Source organism: Desulfovibrio sp. SGI.102 (assembly GCF_050314315.1).
Taxonomy (GTDB): domain Bacteria; phylum Desulfobacterota; class Desulfovibrionia; order Desulfovibrionales; family Desulfovibrionaceae; genus Desulfovibrio.
This window is the reverse complement of sequence record NZ_JBNPNC010000036.1, coordinates 12,101-28,432: the sequence shown is the minus strand read 5'-3', so window position 1 is coordinate 28,432 and position 16,332 is coordinate 12,101. Positions and strand designations below refer to the sequence as shown.

At 64.2% G+C, this 16,332-nt stretch carries 15 protein-coding genes; 8 read left to right on the top strand and 7 right to left on the bottom strand.

Features of this window, described 5'->3' with window-relative positions:
• Positions 1-43 precede the first annotated feature (43 nt).
• The 7 genes from ACQRCJ_RS08705 to ACQRCJ_RS08675 all read left to right on the top strand — a co-directional run bounded on the left by ACQRCJ_RS08705 (position 44) and on the right by ACQRCJ_RS08675 (position 6,438).
• On the top strand, positions 44-733 hold the full coding sequence (locus ACQRCJ_RS08705; protein WP_168935365.1) for an NYN domain-containing protein: 690 nt from the start codon (positions 44-46) through the stop codon (positions 731-733).
• Between the two features lie 110 nt (positions 734-843).
• On the top strand, positions 844-1,584 hold the full coding sequence (locus ACQRCJ_RS08700) for a basic amino acid ABC transporter substrate-binding protein (RefSeq protein ID WP_006009232.1): 741 nt from the start codon (positions 844-846) through the stop codon (positions 1,582-1,584).
• A 221-nt stretch (positions 1,585-1,805) separates the two neighbouring features.
• Positions 1,806-2,546, top strand: coding sequence for a basic amino acid ABC transporter substrate-binding protein (locus ACQRCJ_RS08695; RefSeq protein ID WP_304014870.1), 741 nt, complete (start codon positions 1,806-1,808; stop codon positions 2,544-2,546).
• Between the two features lie 248 nt (positions 2,547-2,794).
• The gene (locus tag ACQRCJ_RS08690; protein WP_168935363.1) at positions 2,795-3,535 is read left to right on the top strand and encodes a basic amino acid ABC transporter substrate-binding protein; all 741 of its coding nucleotides are present in this window, start codon (positions 2,795-2,797) and stop codon (positions 3,533-3,535) included.
• A gap of 104 nt (positions 3,536-3,639) precedes the next feature.
• A complete protein-coding gene (locus ACQRCJ_RS08685) occupies positions 3,640-4,440 on the top strand; it encodes an amino acid ABC transporter permease (RefSeq protein WP_006009216.1) in 801 nt (266 codons plus the stop codon).
• Positions 4,424-5,173 (top strand): amino acid ABC transporter ATP-binding protein, encoded by a 750-nt coding sequence (locus ACQRCJ_RS08680; RefSeq protein ID WP_006009214.1) that lies wholly within the window; start codon positions 4,424-4,426, stop codon positions 5,171-5,173. Before ACQRCJ_RS08685 ends, ACQRCJ_RS08680 begins: the two co-directional genes overlap by 17 nt.
• A 101-nt stretch (positions 5,174-5,274) precedes the next feature.
• The gene (locus ACQRCJ_RS08675) at positions 5,275-6,438 is read left to right on the top strand and encodes a tRNA-specific 2-thiouridylase (protein ID WP_303997134.1); all 1,164 of its coding nucleotides are present in this window, start codon (positions 5,275-5,277) and stop codon (positions 6,436-6,438) included.
• 325 nt (positions 6,439-6,763) lie between these two features.
• Here ACQRCJ_RS08675 and ACQRCJ_RS08670 read toward each other — a convergent pair whose 3' ends face one another.
• The 4 genes from ACQRCJ_RS08670 to ACQRCJ_RS08655 form a co-directional block, all read right to left on the bottom strand.
• The gene (locus ACQRCJ_RS08670; RefSeq protein ID WP_289616407.1) at positions 6,764-7,213 is read right to left on the bottom strand and encodes a hypothetical protein; all 450 of its coding nucleotides are present in this window, start codon (positions 7,211-7,213) and stop codon (positions 6,764-6,766) included.
• 150 nt (positions 7,214-7,363) lie between these two features.
• The gene (murJ, locus tag ACQRCJ_RS08665) at positions 7,364-8,983 is read right to left on the bottom strand and encodes a murein biosynthesis integral membrane protein MurJ (RefSeq protein WP_412390267.1); all 1,620 of its coding nucleotides are present in this window, start codon (positions 8,981-8,983) and stop codon (positions 7,364-7,366) included.
• Positions 8,980-11,391, bottom strand: coding sequence for a ribonuclease R (rnr, locus tag ACQRCJ_RS08660; RefSeq protein WP_427799642.1), 2,412 nt, complete (start codon positions 11,389-11,391; stop codon positions 8,980-8,982). The genes murJ and rnr overlap by 4 nt, the downstream gene beginning before the upstream one ends.
• Positions 11,392-11,667: 276 nt before the next feature.
• Positions 11,668-12,366 (bottom strand): Bax inhibitor-1/YccA family protein, encoded by a 699-nt coding sequence (locus tag ACQRCJ_RS08655; RefSeq protein WP_204626197.1) that lies wholly within the window; start codon positions 12,364-12,366, stop codon positions 11,668-11,670.
• 579 nt (positions 12,367-12,945) lie between these two features.
• Between ACQRCJ_RS08655 and ACQRCJ_RS08650 the strand changes: the two genes are divergently transcribed.
• A complete protein-coding gene (locus ACQRCJ_RS08650) occupies positions 12,946-13,542 on the top strand; it encodes a peptidylprolyl isomerase (protein WP_303996625.1) in 597 nt (198 codons plus the stop codon).
• A gap of 45 nt (positions 13,543-13,587) precedes the next feature.
• Here the strand turns inward: ACQRCJ_RS08650 and ACQRCJ_RS08645 are convergent, their stop codons facing one another.
• The 3 genes from ACQRCJ_RS08645 to ACQRCJ_RS08635 all read right to left on the bottom strand — a co-directional run bounded on the left by ACQRCJ_RS08645 (position 13,588) and on the right by ACQRCJ_RS08635 (position 16,234).
• Positions 13,588-14,790, bottom strand: coding sequence for an RNA-guided endonuclease InsQ/TnpB family protein (locus ACQRCJ_RS08645; RefSeq protein WP_427799641.1), 1,203 nt, complete (start codon positions 14,788-14,790; stop codon positions 13,588-13,590).
• A gap of 105 nt (positions 14,791-14,895) precedes the next feature.
• Positions 14,896-15,408: a crossover junction endodeoxyribonuclease RuvC gene (gene ruvC / locus ACQRCJ_RS08640; protein WP_418735275.1), complete on the bottom strand. Its 513-nt coding sequence runs from the start codon at positions 15,406-15,408 to the stop codon at positions 14,896-14,898.
• A gap of 88 nt (positions 15,409-15,496) precedes the next feature.
• Positions 15,497-16,234, bottom strand: a complete 738-nt coding sequence (locus ACQRCJ_RS08635) for a YebC/PmpR family DNA-binding transcriptional regulator (protein WP_303932096.1) — start codon at positions 16,232-16,234, stop codon at positions 15,497-15,499.
• Positions 16,235-16,332: the final 98 nt, after the last annotated feature.

Genomic DNA, 16,332 nt, shown 5'->3' with positions numbered 1-16,332 from the left:
CTAAGTAGACTCAACATTTATTTCATAAGCTATTGAGGAGATTATGGCACGTTTTACCGGTTTTGATGAAGTGTACAGCGCCCTGTATGTGGACTTTGACAACATTTACACCCGTTTTCTTGAAGCAGACCCCGAAGCGGCCCGGGCCTTCGGCATGGCCCCCTACCGCTGGGTGCGCTGGATCGAGAACCACGCCCTGCGCATCCTCTACGGTGACGGCGTGCGCCGCCGCATCCTGAAGCGCATGTGTTACCTCAACCCCCAGCGCTATCAGGAATTCCGTTACCATTTCATCCGCAGCGCCTTCCAGGTGGTGGACTGTCCGCCCCTGACCACCCGCGGCAAGACCAGCACGGACATCCATCTGGTCATGGACTGCATGGATGACCTGTCCCACCCCACCCATTTTGACGAATTCATCATCCTGTCCGGCGACGCGGACTTCACCCCCCTGCTCATCCGCCTGCAGGAACACGCCCGCCGCACCCTGATCCTCTCCGTGGGCTATTCCTCGCCCGCCTACACGGCGGCCGCCTCCTGGCGCATCCGCGAGGACTGGTTCCTGCAGCAGGCCCTCAAGGACGAACGCCCCGAAGATGACGCCGACGCCGCGCCCGGCAATGCTTCCCTGCCCCAGGCCCGTCCCCTGCGCGATACCCTTTCGCGCATGGCCCCCGGCGCCAGCGACGAAGACGACGAGGACGACGGCCCCGCCCCGGGCAACAGCTGGTAAGGCAGTTGACGGCGCTGGCCCTCCCGCATAAGACAAGATATGGTTGGCTGTCCCGGCATGCGTGTGTCACATGCCGGGACCTATCCCATCAATCTTCCGGAGGCAGCGATATGATCCGTAAACTGACCCTTGCCCTGTGCTTCCTTGTCCTCATGTCCTCGGCCGTGGCCGCCAAGACCCTGGTGGTGGCCGGACACTGCGGCTACCCGCCCATGGAATACCTGAACGACAAGAAAGTCCCCACCGGTTATTCCATTGATTACATCAAGGAGGTGGCCAAACGCGCCGGCTTTGACATGAAATTCCGTGATGTGGCCTGGGACGGCATCTTTGCCGGTCTGGCCTCGGGCAACTACGACATCCTGGCCTCCTCCACCACCATCACCCCCGAACGCCAGAAGACCTTCGACTTCTCCGACCCGTATTACGGCGTCGTGCAGGCCGTGGTCATGGCCAAGGGCAAGAAGATCGACAGCCTGGCCGGCCTCAAGGGCCTGACCGTGGGCAGCCAGATCGGCATCACCGGCGTGTTCGTGCTGCAAAAGGCCAACGTGGGCGCCAAGATCAAGGAATACGACGACATCGGTCTGGCCTTCGAAGACCTGGCCGCCGGCCGCATCGACGCCGTCATCGCCGACGACCCCGTCGCCAAGTTCTACGCCAACAAGCGTGAAGACTTCGCCGGCAAGTTCTCCGTGGCCTACCTGCACAAGGATCCCGAATACTTCGGCTTCTGCGTGCGCAAGGGCGAGACCGAACTCGTGAAGCGCATCAACAAGGCCATCGCCGCCATGAAGGCCGACGGCACCGAAGACAAGCTGAAGATCAAGTGGATGGGCTCTGCCGACTAGTCCGGACACCCCGGCCGGCAGCACCGGTCACCATCATATGACATTTCGGAAGGGCCTGCGGGCCCTTCCTGCGTTTCCGGCCCTGTGCGGCGGCCGGAAAATCCCGGAAAACCTATTGACGCTCGAGGCCCGCGCGACTAATAAGACCCAATCCTGGCCGGGCCCGGCACGGATGCCCGGTCCGGTCCAGGCCTTTTTTCCCATTTTCCGGAGGCAGCATTATGTTCCGCAAACTCACTCTTGCCCTGTGCGCACTCGTCCTGATGTGCACTCCCGTGGCCGCCAAGACCCTCGTGGTCGCCGGCAACTGTGCCTTCCCGCCCATGGAATTCCTGACGGACAAGAAGGTCCCCACCGGCTATTCCATCGACTACATCCATGAGATCGCCAAACGCGCGAATCTGAAGATCACCTTCCGCGACGTGGCGTGGGACGGCATCTTCGCCGGTCTGGCCGCCGGTAACTACGACATCCTGGCTTCCTCCACCACCATCACCCCCGAGCGCCAGCAGGCCTTCGACTTCACCATCCCCTACTATGGCGCCGTGCAGGCCGTGGTCATGCCCAAGGGCAAGAAGATCAACAGCCTGGCCGACCTCAAGGGCCTGACCGTGGGCAGCCAGATCGGCATCACCGGCGTGTTCGTGCTGCGCAAGGCCGACGTGGGCGCCAAGATCAAGGAATACGACGACATCGGCCTGGCCTTCGAAGACCTGGCCGCTGGCCGTACCGATGCCGTCATCTGTGACGACCCCGTGGCCAAGTTCTATGCCAACAAGCGCGAAGACTTCGCCGGCAAGTTCTCCGTGGCCTACCTGCACAAGGATCCCGAATACTACGGCTTCTGCCTGCGCAAGGGCGATACCGAGCTGCTGGAACGCCTCAACAAGGCCATCGCCAGCATGCAGGCCGACGGCACCGAAGCCAAGCTGAAGATCAAGTGGATGGGCGCTGCCGACTAGCCCGGACACTCCGGCCGGACGTCCCGGCCATCCTTCCGTCATCCCAGGGAAGGGCCCACGGGCCCTTCCCTTATTTTTGGCCCGGTGACAGGCGGCCGGGCCCCGCAGGCAGGAAAACTGCGGCTCCGGCGCCCGCCGGGTATTGACGACAGGGGCCTGCGCGGCTAATAAAACCCAGTTTGGCCGGTTTTGGCATGCGGGCGCGAGCCTCAGGCCAGACATCTTCATCAACCTTTGGAGGCAGCATTATGTTCCGCAAACTCACGCTTACCCTGTGTGCTCTCATGATGATGTGCACGTCCGTGGCCGCCGAGACCCTGGTGGTCGCCACCAACTGCACCTATCCGCCCATGGAATTCCTGAACGACAAAAAGGTGCCCAACGGCTATTCCATCGCCTACGCCACGGAAGTGCTCAAGCGTGCCGGTTATGAGATGGAACTGCGCGACGTGGCCTGGGACGGCATCTTCGCCGGTCTGGCCGCCGGCAACTACGACCTGCTGGCCGCTTCCACCACCATCACTCCCGAACGCCAGAAGGCCTTCGACTTCACCGAACCTTACTACGGCGTGGTGCAGGCCGTGGTCATGCCCAAAGGCAAGAAGATCAACAGCCTGGCCGACCTCAAGGGCCTGACCGTGGGCAGCCAGATCGGCATCACCGGCGTGCTCGTGCTGCAGGAAGCCAACGTGGGCGCCAAGATCCGCGAATACGACGACATCGGTCTGGCCTTCGAAGACCTGGCCGCCGGTCGTGTGGACGCCGTCATCTGTGACGACCCCGTCGCCAAGTACTACGCCAACAAGCGTACCGATTTCGCCGGCAAGTTCGGCATCGCCTACCAGCACAACAATCCCGAATACTTCGGCTTCTGCGTGCGCAAGGGCCGTACCGAGATGCTGAACCGCCTCAACAAGGCCATTGCCGAGATCAAGGCCGACGGCACCGAAAACAAGCTGAAGGTCGAGTGGATGGGCACTGCCGACTAGGGCAGCCGCCGCGACCGGCACCGCCGGTCCCCATTTTGTGACAACTGTTCGGAAGGGCCTCCGGGCCCTTCCGGCGTTCCCGCATACAAGGGGCAACCTGTACAATGAAAGACGAAGGGCAAAGCAAAGGCAACATCATCATGGTGACGGACGGCCCGTCCATCCCGAACCCTCGCGAATGGCGGCTCATCAACGCATGGTCCATCGCCCTGTGTGGTGCCATCATCACCCTGGTGCTGCTCTGCACCACCGGGCCGCAGGTCTACCGTGATGCCATCATCTTCCTGCCTGACGGCCTGCTGCTCACCTTCAAGGTGACGGCCTACTCCATCTGCGGCGCCGTGCCTCTGGGCCTGCTGACCGGCCTGGGGCGCATCTCGCGCAACCGCTTTTTCAACCTGCTGGCCTCCACCTATGTGGAAGTCATCCGCGGCATCCCCCTGCTGGTGCAGATCTTCTACATCTACTTCGCCATCTCCATGCTGGTGAAGATGGAAGGCGTGACCTCCGCCGTCATCGCCCTGAGCTTCTGCTACGGCGCCTACATGGGCGAAGTGTTCCGCGCGGGCATCCTGGCCATCCCCCACGGGCAGACCGAAGCGGCCCGCTCCCTGGGCTTCAACCGCGTGCAGACCATGTTCTATGTGGTGCTGCCCCAGGCCTGGCGCACCATCATCCCGCCCGTCGGCAACGAATGCATCGCCATGCTCAAGGATACGGCCCTGGTCTCCGTCATCGGCATGCCCGACCTGATGCAGCGCGCCCGCAGTTTTGCCTCCAAGAGCTACTGCTATTTCGAGTCCTACACCGTGGTCGCCCTGGTGTACCTCATCATCACCCTCATCCTCTCCAAGATCGTCAGCATCATCGAAGCGAGGCTCAATCACTATGACAGAAAAAAATAGCACCGAGCCCATCATCAGCATCCGCCACGTCTGGAAGTACTTCGGACAGCTCCCGGCCCTGCAGGATGTGAGCCTCGATATCGCTCCCGGCGAGCGCGTGGTCATCATCGGGCCTTCCGGTTCCGGCAAGTCCACCCTGCTGCGCTCCATCAACCGTCTTGAAGAGATCGACGGCGGCAGCATCATCGTCAACGGGCAGGACATCAACGACAAGGCCAACAACATCAACGAGATGCGCCGCAACCTCGGCATGGTCTTCCAGCAGTTCAACCTCTTCCCGCACAAGACGGTGCTGCAGAACCTGACCCTGGCCCCGCGCAAGCTGTTGAACATCCCCAAGGCCGAAGCCGAGACCATGGCCCTGAAGCTGCTCAAGAAAGTGGGCATCAGCGACAAGGCCAACGTCTACCCCGCCATGCTCTCCGGCGGCCAGCAGCAGCGCGTGGCCATCGCCCGCGCCCTGGCCATGCAGCCGGACATCATGCTCTTCGACGAGCCCACCTCCGCCCTTGACCCCGAAATGGTGGGCGAAGTGCTGGACGTTATGGTGAGCCTGGCCGAAGAAGGCATGACCATGATCTGCGTGACCCACGAAATGGGCTTTGCCCGTACCGTGGCCGACCGCCTGATCTTCATGGACCACGGCCAGATCCTGGAAATGGGCAAGCCCGATACCCTGTTCAACTCGCCGCGCCATCCGCGCCTGCGCCAGTTCCTGACGCAGATCCTGTAAGCCGTTTCCCGGCCCAAGGTTTTCCGCAGCCCGTCAGCTTTTCTGGCGGGCTGTTTTCGCATCTTCCCTCCGGCCCGGCCGGACGCCAAGGAGACTTTTTGATGACACAACTGGCCGTTGCCGTCAGCGGCGGCGTGGACAGCCTCTGCGCCCTCCTGCGCCTGCGCGAACAGGGACACGACGTCCTGGCCCTGCACGGGCTCTTCCTGCCCGATGCCGCGTCTTCCGGCCTGCGCCCGGCCCCTGAAGGCCCCTGTCTGCTCACGGCAGCGGAGGCCCTGGCCACGCCCCTGCCCCCCGCCAGCCGTCAGGCGGTGGAAGGCCTGCAAACAGCCTGCGGACAGCTGGGCATCCCCCTGCATGTGGCCGACATGCGCGCGGTCTTCGACAGGGAGGTCGTCACGCCCTTCGTGCTGGCCTATGCCCGGGGCCGGACGCCCAACCCCTGTGCGCTCTGCAACCGGGCCATCAAGTTCGGGGCCCTGCTGGACGCCGCCCTGAGCCTGGGCGCGGACCGCATCGCCACCGGCCATTACGCCCGCCTGCTGGACGGCCCTGCCGGGCCCGTGCTGGCCGCTGCGGACGACCTGGCCAAGGACCAGAGCTATTTCCTTTCCCTCGTGCCGCTGGAGCGCCTGCGCCGGGCCGTGTTCCCCCTTGCCCGGCAGGACAAGGCCGCCAGCATCGCCCAGGTGAAGGACGCGGGGCTGGCAGTGCCCGTACCGCAGGAAAGCCAGGAGATATGCTTCATCCCCGCCGGAGAGGACGCCTACCGGGCCTTCCTGGAGCGGCGCTGGCAGGCGGAAGGCCTGTCCCTGCCCGGCAGCGGCCCCGTCCTGCTGGAAGAGGCGGACAGCGACGGCCGTCCCGTGCTGCGCCCGCTGGCCCGGCATGAAGGCCTGTGGCGCTATACCGAAGGCCAGCGCCGGGGCCTGGGCATCGCCCACAGCGAGCCCCTTTACGTGCTGCGCAAGCAGGGAGAGGACAATACCCTCGTGGTGGGCGGCAGGGCCCGCCTGGGCATGCATGGCTGCCTCACCGGCCCCGCCAACCTGCTCTGCCCGCCCGAACAGTGGCCGGACACCTTGCTGGCCCGCCTGCGCCATCGCCAGCGCCCCACCCCCGCCCGGGTGGAGATCACGGACGGCGGCCTGCGCATCACGCTGGCGGAACCGCAATTCCCCAGCGCCCCCGGACAGGTGGCCGCCATCTACGACGAGCAGGGCCGCGTGCTGGCCGGTGCGCTGGTGCGGGAACTGTTCTAGCAAAGATGACCGGGAGGGAAGGAGAAAAGAGCCTGCGTTGTTGCCGATGCCCAAAGCCCTCGTATCGCCAACGGGCACGCCGCTGTGGCCTGCCGTCGGCTGCTCAGGCATAAAGGCCCCCTCCCGCGCCGCCCCCTCGGACGTACTGCACCGAGCAGCTAGCTCTCCTGAAACAAAGACAGACGGACGATACCCGTCCCATGGCTGCCATGAGCGGATGGCAACATCTGCTCCGGTCTTGGTACGGCCCGCTCCGGCAACGAACCATAAAAAAACGTCCCTGTGGCAGCACAGGGACGTTTTCCATTTTCAGGGCAGGGAAAGATCAGCGCAGCACAAGGCCGGGATCGGCCGGGCAGCGCATGCCTTCCAGCAGGGGCACGGCCGGGGGCAGCTCGCCCAGCACGCTGACCAGGATGAATCGCCCGTTGGACTGCGCCAGAAAACAGACGCCATCCTGACCGTCTTTCTTGATGGGGAAGCTGTACTGTCCCTCCCGCTCCACAGGATCGGCCGTGGCTCCGGTCACGGAGGCCAGTTCCGTCGCTATCCGGGCGGGGGCAAGGCCCGCATCGGCGGCCACCATCACGGCGATGGCCGTCCGGCGGCCTTCCTGCCGGAGCAGCAAGGTGGAAGTCGTCCCGGACGTATTTTCCTCCACGACGCTCCAGCCCTCAGGCAGAGGGAAAAAGACACCGGCCACTTCCTTTTCCGCGGCCGGCGCAGGAACGGCCAGCAACAGGATCAGCAGGCCTGTCAGCAGTATTTTTTGCATCTTCGTCTCCTCGATGATGATGGAAAAGCCTTGCGCCGGCCACAGGGTTCCGGGCATGGCGCATAACGTCTCGTCCGGGGCACGGCCTTTTGTCGGCGACAGACCGCCGTCCCAAGCCAGGCGTGGACGACCGCTGTCCCGCCGTCTTCCCTAGGCCTGTCCCTGCGGACGGCCGCGCCGCAGCCGCCGCCAGACAGGCTCCAGTATGCCGGGTGCCAGCCTGTAGCTCAAGGGCAGGAAGATCACGGCAAAGGCCAGACCGCTGGCAGCGCAGGTCAGGCAGGCCTGAGCCACGGCGGGCAAGGCCAGCGTCCCGGAGGCACGCAGGCCGTCCAGTCCGTACTGGGCCGTCCAGGAGGCCGCCCCGGCGGGCAGGGAGCACAACAGGGCCCGGCCGGACAGGGAAAGCAGGCCCGCGAAGGCGCCCGTGCCCTGACGTCGTGCCCAGATGGCCACCAGCCAGAGCACATAGGCGCTGACGCTCACCGCCGAGGTCAGGGCGATGGCCCACGCGCCCAGGGGCACGGCCCACCAGCAATAGACCGGCAGGGCCAGCAGGGTCATGACCGTGCCCGTGGTGGCCGGGGTCAGGGTATCGCCGTCGGCATAGAAGGCGCGCACCAGCACCATGTACAGAATCCACAGCGGCGTGGCGGCCAGCATGATCTGCAACAGGGGCGTGCTGGCCACGGTCTCGGCCAGACCGAAGCGGCCGCCCTGGAAGATGACGCCCATGATGGGCTGGGCGGCCACGCCCATCCAGAGGGCACAGGGGATGATAAGGCCCACGCTGGCCCGCAGGGCCGCACTCAGGGTCTGGTCGAAGCGTTCCTTCTCGCCATTGGTCAGCAGGGAGACCAGGAAGGGATAGGAAGCCACGGCGGCCGCCTGTCCCATGAGGCCCACCGGCACCTGCATGATGCGCCGGGCATAGTTGAGCAGGCTCACGGCGCCGTCGCCCACCAGCGAGCCGAACACGCGCATGAACTGCTCATCCAGGAAGATGACGGTCTGGCCCAGCATAAGAGGCAGGGCCATGATCAAAAAGCGCTTGAGCAGCGGATGCCGGAAGACCGGCGACAGGCGCAGCCCCCCGGCGGCGGCCACCCGGAAGGGCAGCAAAAAGGCCCCCAGACAGGCCCCCACGGTCACGCCCACACAATAACCGGTCATGCCGCCCAGTTCCCATTCGGCAGGCAAATCCATGCCCTGCGTCAGCCAGGGCAGCAGCAGGCCGCCCGCGATGATGCAGCCGTTGTAGATCAGGGGCGCCAGCGCGGGCACGCGAAACTGCCGCCGCATGTAGAGCAGGGCCGTGACGCAGGCCCCGCACAGGAAGAAGACCTGCGCGGGCAGGATGATGCGCATGAAAAAGGCCAGCCGTGCCGTCTGAGCGGCGTCGAAGCCCGGGGCCGTGATGCGGGCCAGCTCCTCGGCGCCCAGCATGCCCGCCCCCGTCACCAGCAGCGAGGCCACCACCATCCAGCAGAAGATGCAGGAGAAAAAGCGCCAGCCGTCGTCCTCGTCCTCCTGGAAGCGCCGGGACAGCAGGGGGATGATGGTGATGGCCATGATGCCCCCGGCCAGCAGGTGGTTGATGATGTCCGGCACCACGAAGGCCGCGAAGTACATGTCCGCTTCACTGCCCGCGCCGAACTGCCAGGAGATGACCTTGTCGCGCACCAGTCCCATGAGGCGGGACAGGATGGTGCTGGCGGCCAGTATCAGGGCCGCCGCGCCCATGCGCTGTTTTTGCGAGAAAAAGCTCATCCGCGTCTCCCCCGTCCTGCGGGACGGCGTGCCCCGCGCCCTCCATCCCGGCGGGCCTGTCCTTTGCCGCGCACGGGACGCTGCCCGTCGCGGTCACGGCCCTTGCGCTGATGCGGCAGTTTGGCATGACGGGCCGGAGCCTTGCCCGGCCGTCCCTGCCGCCCGCGCGACACACGTCCGCCGCGGCGGGCCGCCACGCCCAGCTCCGTGGGCAGCAGGCGGATCTCCAGACGGCCGCTGTGCACTTCGGCCAGCACCACCTCGAGGGACTGGCCCATGCTCCAGCACAGGCCCGAGCGCTGCCCCACCAGACACTGGCGGCGGGCATCGAAGTCGTACCAGTCGTCGCCCAGATCCTCCACGCGGATCATGCCCTCCACGGGCATCTCGCTCAGTTCCACGAACAGGCCGAAATCATTGACACCGGCCACCACGCCCCTAAAGCGCTCGCCCACGCGGCCCTCAAGGGCCATGCAGGCCAGACGCCGGGCCATCTCGCGCTCGCAGTCCAGGGCGTCCCGCTCGCGCCTGTTGAGCTGGTCAGCCACGCGCAGCAGCTTCTGCCCGGCAGGCAGGGCACCGCCGTACAGGCCCAGACTGGCCTTGAGCGCCCGGTGCACCAGCAGGTCGGCATACCGGCGGATGGGCGAGGTGAAGTGGCAGTAGGCACGGGACGCCAGACCGAAGTGCCCTTCGTTCTCCGGCTGATAGCGGGCCTGGGGCATGGCCCGCAGGCACAAACGCCCCACCAGGAACTCCCTGTCCGAACCCTGCACGTCCCGCAGGATGCCCTGCAGGGCCGAGGCCGCGGGCTTCACGGGCACCAGTTCGGGATCGATGGCTTCCAGGGAGTCGAACAGGCTCTCCAGCCGCTCGGGATCGGGCTGGGGATGCACGCGATAGAGGAAAGGCTCCTTCGGGGCCCCCTCCGGACTGCCGTCGGCTTTCAGGCCGCCCAGATGGCGGGCCACGGCCTCGTTGGCCGCGATCATGAATTCCTCGATGAGGCGGTGGGCGTCGTGGCGCACACGGCGGGACACGCGCAGCAGGCGGCCCTTGTCGTCAAAGCCGTATTCCGGTTCCGGCAGGTCGAAATCCAGGCTGCCCCGACGCTGCCGGGCCTCGCGCAGGCAACGGTACAGCTCGAAAGCCGTCTCCAGCATGTCCAGCACTTCCTGCCCGCGCGGTCCGGCGGCCAGCGCGGCACGGGCCTGCTCGTCCCTGTCCAGCAGGCAGGCCTTGACCTGATCGTAGGTCAGGCGGGCCGCCGAACGCATGACCACCGCCGCGAAGCGCGGCCTGCCCGGCTGCCCGGTGACGGAAAAGGGGATCTCGGCCAGCATGGCCAGCCGGTCCTCGTCAGGACGCAGGCTGCACAGGCCGTCGCACAGGGCGGGCGGCAGCATGGGCTCCACCGACGTGGGAAAATACCAGGAATTGCCGCGCGCCAGAGCTTCGGTATCCAGCGCCGAACGCGGGCGCACATAATGGCTCACGTCGGCGATGGCCACACGCAGGAGCCAGCCCCCGCCGGGGCGGGCCTCCACCTGCACGGCATCGTCGAAGTCACGGGCATCGGCGCCGTCGATGGTCACCAGCGGCAATGCGCGCACGTCCTCGCGCCCGGCCATGTCGGCATGCTGGGGCGCGGACGGCAGGGCGTCGGCCTCGGCCTGGACCCGGGGCGGGAACTCCCGCGGTACCTCGTGATTGAGTTTGACCAGATCCTCCTGCACGGCGATGTCGTCTTCCCGGCCCACGGCCTGCAGCAGACGGGCCTGCCAGAGGTCGGCGGCCAGACGTTTTTCCGGCGCCACCAGCAGCAGCGAGCCGCCGGAGGGGCGCTCCATGTCCCCGGGCAGCTCCACGCTGACATCGAAGGGCATGCGGCTGTCCGCCGGACGGCACAGGGCGCGGCGTCCGGTCACATGGATCACGTGCACGGGCACCTCGCGGCAGCCGCGCTCCAGCACCTCCACGATGCGGCCTTCCTGGCTCTTGCCGCGGGCATGCGAACGCGGCGACAGGGCCACACGCACCATGTCCTGATGCCAGGCATCGCCCGCCTGCAGGGGATGGATGAAGATGTCCGGGCCGGTCACCTGCCCGTTGTCGCCCAAGGGCGTCACGAAACCGCCCGCGCCGCTGCGCAGGGCCATGTAGCGGCCGCGCACCTGGCGCAGGCCGTCGGCACGGGCCCAGAGCCCGCCCTGCAGGCGCACCAGCCGGCCTTCGTCAGCCAGGGCATAAAGCTGGTCTTCCAACATCTTGCGGGCCGCACGCGGCAGGCCCGTGACCCGCAGCAGGGCATCCAGACGCAGAGGACGGTTCTGTTCATGGAAGATCTCCAGCAGCTCGGCGTCATCAAGACCGGCCGGGAGATCGAAGTAGTTGTTTTTCTTGCTCATAGATCCTTGTACGCCGCACAGGGCGACGATGTTTGCACAAAGTGTCCGTCCGTCCTGCATACGGGCCCCGGGCCCGCTTGTCAAAGCCGGCAAGACACAAGAGGGGCGGAAGGTCACCCTTCCGCCCCTCTGTCATATCATCGGAGTGGCCGCTCCACAGGCGGCCATCCATCCTGCGCCCCTTCCGCTACTGCAGCTTTCCCGCCAATACAGGGCGCGGGATCTTCCCTCTTTCCCCTCATGTGCGGGCGGAGAAGGAGGGCGTGTCAAAGCCCGCTAGTCGCGGTTGCCGCCGAACAGACGCAGCAGCATCAGGAACAGGTTGATGAAGTCCAGATACAGTTCCAGGGCGCCCAGCAGGGCACCGCGGCGCATGGCCGTGGCGTCGTCCACAGGAGCGTTCATGCCGAAGGCGCGCAGCTTCTGGGTGTCATAGGCGGTGAGGCCGGTGAAGATCAGCACGCCGATGCAGCTGATGACGAAGTCCATCATGCTGCTGGCCAGGAAGATGTTGACGATGGACGCGATGATGATGCCGAACAGGCCCATCATCAGGAAGTTGCCCATGCCGGTCAGGTCACGCTTGGTCACCGTGCCGTACACCGACATGGCCAGGAAGGTGCCCGTGGCCGTCAGGAAGGCATTGGCGATGGAACCGATGGGATAGACCACGAAGATGCTGGACAGGGTCAGGCCGGTCAGGGCCGAATAGGCGATGAACACCGCCGTGGCCGTGGTGGCCGACATTTTGTGGATGGCGGCGCCCAGGGCGATGACCATGCCGAACTGGGCCACGATGAGGGCGATCATGATCACCATGTTGCCCAGGATGGCCATCTGCAGGTCGGGGCTGGACGCCACGGCAAAGGCCGTCACGGCCGTGATGGCCAGACCGGCGGTCATCCACATGTAGACCTGGCGCATATAGATGGAAACGGCGCTCACAGCGCTTTGCGCAATGGTACGAGCAGTCATGTTTTTCCTCCGGGATTTGGCCGCGCGGCATGCACGGCCGTACTTTCATTCCTTGCTTAACATATAGGAATATGGCGCGCAAAAGCAAGCCCCGGCCGGGTCAGGCCGCCGGTCATGGTCCGGTGATCCCGGGAAGGAAGGCCACGCTCCCCTTCGGGGTCGGCAAAAGCCGCCGGCGAGCAGGATGACGGCGCGTCCCGTTCCTGCCGCACGAGCTCCGTCCAGGACTGGCGTTTCCGCACCGTCCGGCCTCCCCCCATCACAGAAGGGCCGTCCCTATCCTGAGCCCCTCCGTCTGCGGGTTTCCGGCCTCCCCTTCCCTTGCCGCTCCCCCCGGCACATGCTACCGTGCGCCTGTCGCACCGGCATGGTGCGACAGATCATCAAGGAGAACCCTTCATGTTTCAATCCACAGTCGCCCCGTCCGCCGACTGACTCCGCAGCCGACGGATAGGGGTCGTGCGGATTGCCCCTCCCTAAAGGGAGAGGTTACGGAAAAGGATTTCATCGGCTCCGCCGTCTTGTCAACCACTCTTTTCCCCCTGAAGGGGGAGGTTTCAAACCACAAAGGAATTTTTGATGAAGAAATCCGCTCTCTTCACCCGTCTGCTGCCCGCCCTGCTGCTGGCCTGCGCCCTGCTGGCCGCCCCCCAGGACATCCGCGCCCAGGGCCCGGACCCCGTCGTCAAGCTGGAGACCAGCATGGGCGACATCCTCGTGCGTCTGGATGCCCGCAAGGCCCCCATGACCACGGCCAACTTTCTGGAATACGTCAAGGCCGGCCAGTATGACGGCACCATCTTCCACCGCGTCATCAAGGACTTCATGATCCAGGGCGGCGGCATGACCGCCAGCCTGCGCGAAAAGACCACCCGCGCCCCCATCAAGAACGAAGCCGACAACGGCCTGCGCAACCGCAAGTACACCATCGCCATGGCCCGTACCTCCGACCCGCATTCGGCCACGGCCCAGTTCTTCATCAACGTCAAGGACAACAGCTTCCTCGACCACCGCAGCAAGGACCCGCAGGGCTGGGGCTATGCCGTGTTCGGCAAGGTCATCCGCGGCCAGGACGTGGTGGACCAGATCGCGGCCGTCAAGACCGGCAGCCGCGGCTACTACGAAGACGTGCCCATGCAGCCCGTCATCATCAAGCGCGCCACCATCGTGGATTGACATCCTCCCCCGCCTAAAGTCGGGGGATTCCTATCGGTAGCGGCTCTAACGAGCCGCGCCATAGGCGGGTTCCTGCTTCAACGCGGGCCCTTGAGCCCTTCCCGCTCCACAGGCTGACACGGCATGCCCTGCCGCCAGAATGTTCAACGCCGCGTTATGATCGGCATTGGCTTCAAATCCGCAAGCCGTACATTTGAATTTCGCCTGCGTTGGTCTGTTTGCTCTGTCTACGCATCCGCAATGACTGCATGTCTGGCTGGTATACTGCGGAGGAATGACAACTATCTTTCCACCCAGCCATTTCAGCTTGTACTCAAGCTGCCGTCGAAACTCGAACCAGCCTTGATCCAGTATGGACTTGTTTAATCCTGCCTTTGTGCGCACATTTTTGCCCGGAACTTCAAGCGTACCGGAAGCCGAACGCGACATATGCCGCACTTTCAAATCTTCAATCACGACAAGAGCGTGGTTTTTGCTGATCATCGTGGTTGTCTTGTGCAGGAAATCGTTGCGTACATTGGCTATTGTACGGTGCAGGCGCTGGATTTTGGCTCTGAGCTTCTGCCAGTTGGCGGAAAACTTCACTCGTTTTGCCAACTTCCGCTGCAGCTTTGCCAGCTTCTTTTCATGCTTGCGAAAACTGTGCAGTGGTCTGATAGAAGCGCCATCGGAAAACGTCGCAAAACGGGCAATGCCCATATCTATGCCGACGACACTTTGCGAAGTGTGTACAGATTCTGGAACTTCCCGTTCCGTCTGAATGGAAACGAACCATCTACCAGCAGACAGGGAAACTGTTACCTGTTTCGGTGTTCCTTCTATCTTGCGGCTATTGCGATAGCAAACATAGCCGATTTTAGGCAGAAATATGCGACTGTTACCTTCATCGAGCTTGAAACCTTGCGGATAGCGAAAGGCGTCATGAACTCCCTTTCTCTTGAAACGCGGAAAATCCGCACGCTTGGCAAAGAAGTTTTTGTAGGCCCTGTCGAGGTCTTTCAACGCTTGTTGCAATATCTGGGAATGGGCTTCGGCTAAAAAAGAGGTATCCTCCTCTTTTTTCCAGTCCTTCAATTTTCCAGCAAGGGCATGGTAACCAAGACGTTTTTTATCCGCCGCATAGGTCTCTTTTTCCAATGCAAGCGCCTTGTTCCAGAGAAAACGGCAACATCCGGCAAAACGCCGCATGAGGCGTTCCTGCCCGGCTTTGGGGCGGAGCTGGAACTTGTAGGCTTGCAATCTTTTCATAGGTTCCAGTCTATCGCAGCACAAACGAAAAGGCAAAAATTCCAGTTAAGGTGCGCCTTATATCCTCCCCTCAAAAAAAACAACGCAGGCCGCCTTTCCCTCGCCTCAGCGCCGGGCCAGCAGCTTCAGGCGGCGCATGGTCAGATGGCAGATGGCCACGGCCAGGGCGTCCGTGGTGTCCAGGGCCCAGCCCTCACCGCGCACATTGAGCAAACACCGCACCATGAAGGCCACCTGTTCCTTTTCCGCGCGGCCGGTGCCCACCACGGATTTTTTGACCAGCGTGGGCTCGTAATCGCTCACCGGCACCCTGTGGGCGGCGCAGGCGGCCACGGCCACACCGCGGGCTTGGCCCAGCTTGAGGGCGCTGGCCGCGTTCTTGGCCGTGAAGACCTGCTCGATGGCGGCCTCCTGCGGCCGGTAACGGCCCACCACGTCCGCCAGCTGCCGGTAGATGACGGCCAGCCGCTGGGAGAATTCCTTTTCACCGCTGGAGGTGGTGCGGATGATGCCGCAATCCACCAGACGCAGCACGCCGGACTGTTCCGCGATGATGCCCCAGCCCGTACGCTGGGAGCCGGGGTCGACCCCCAGGACCACAAGAGGAGTGTCTGCCATAGTTCTCCATAGAAAAAAAGCCCGGCACTCAGGGAATGCCGGGCAAAAAACGGACATCTGCCGCCCGGAGGGGCGGGAACGTACCGGACTAGTCCATATCCATGTCTTCGGGGAAGTCGGCGTTGGCGTAGACGTTCTGCACGTCGTCGTTGTCGTCCAGGGCTTCCATGAAACGGATGACCTTCTGGGCGGCTTCGGCGTCCACGGCCACCAGGTTCTGGGGCACCATGGCCAGTTCGGCGGACTGCATGGTCACACCGGCGGATTCCAGAGCGTCGCGCACGGCCGCGAAGTCGGCCATGGCGGTCTGGAGGGTCCAGACATCTTCATCGTCGATGACGTCGTCGGCGCCGGCTTCCATGGCCACTTCCATCATCTGGTCTTCGGTGTAGGCGGCCTTGTCCACGGTGATGACGCCCTTGCGGTCGAACATCCAGCTCACGCTGCCGTCGGTGCCCAGGCTGCCGCCGTGCTTGGTGAACAGGTGGCGCACTTCGGCCACGGTGCGGTTCTTGTTGTCGGTGGCCACTTCCACCATGATGGCGATACCGGCGGGACCGTAACCTTCGTAGAAGCATTCGGTCAGATCGCCGCCCGCATCTTCACCGGTACCCTTGCGGATGGCGGCTTCGATCTTGTCCTTGGGCAGGTTCACGGCCTTGGCAGCGGCAATGGCGGCACGCAGACGAGGGTTGCCCGCCGGATCGCCACCGTTCTTGGCAGCGATGATGATTTCCTTGGCGGCCTTGGTGAAAACCTTGCCGCGCTTGGCGTCCTGACGGCCCTTGCGGTGCTGGATATTGGCCCATTTGCTGTGCCCAGACATAAAACCTCCCAAAACTCGGAGAATGTAAAAGGTGAAAAAAGACAGACGGCCTTGCGGCGCGTCCGTTCCCTGCCCAGGATACCGGGACATCCCGGCGG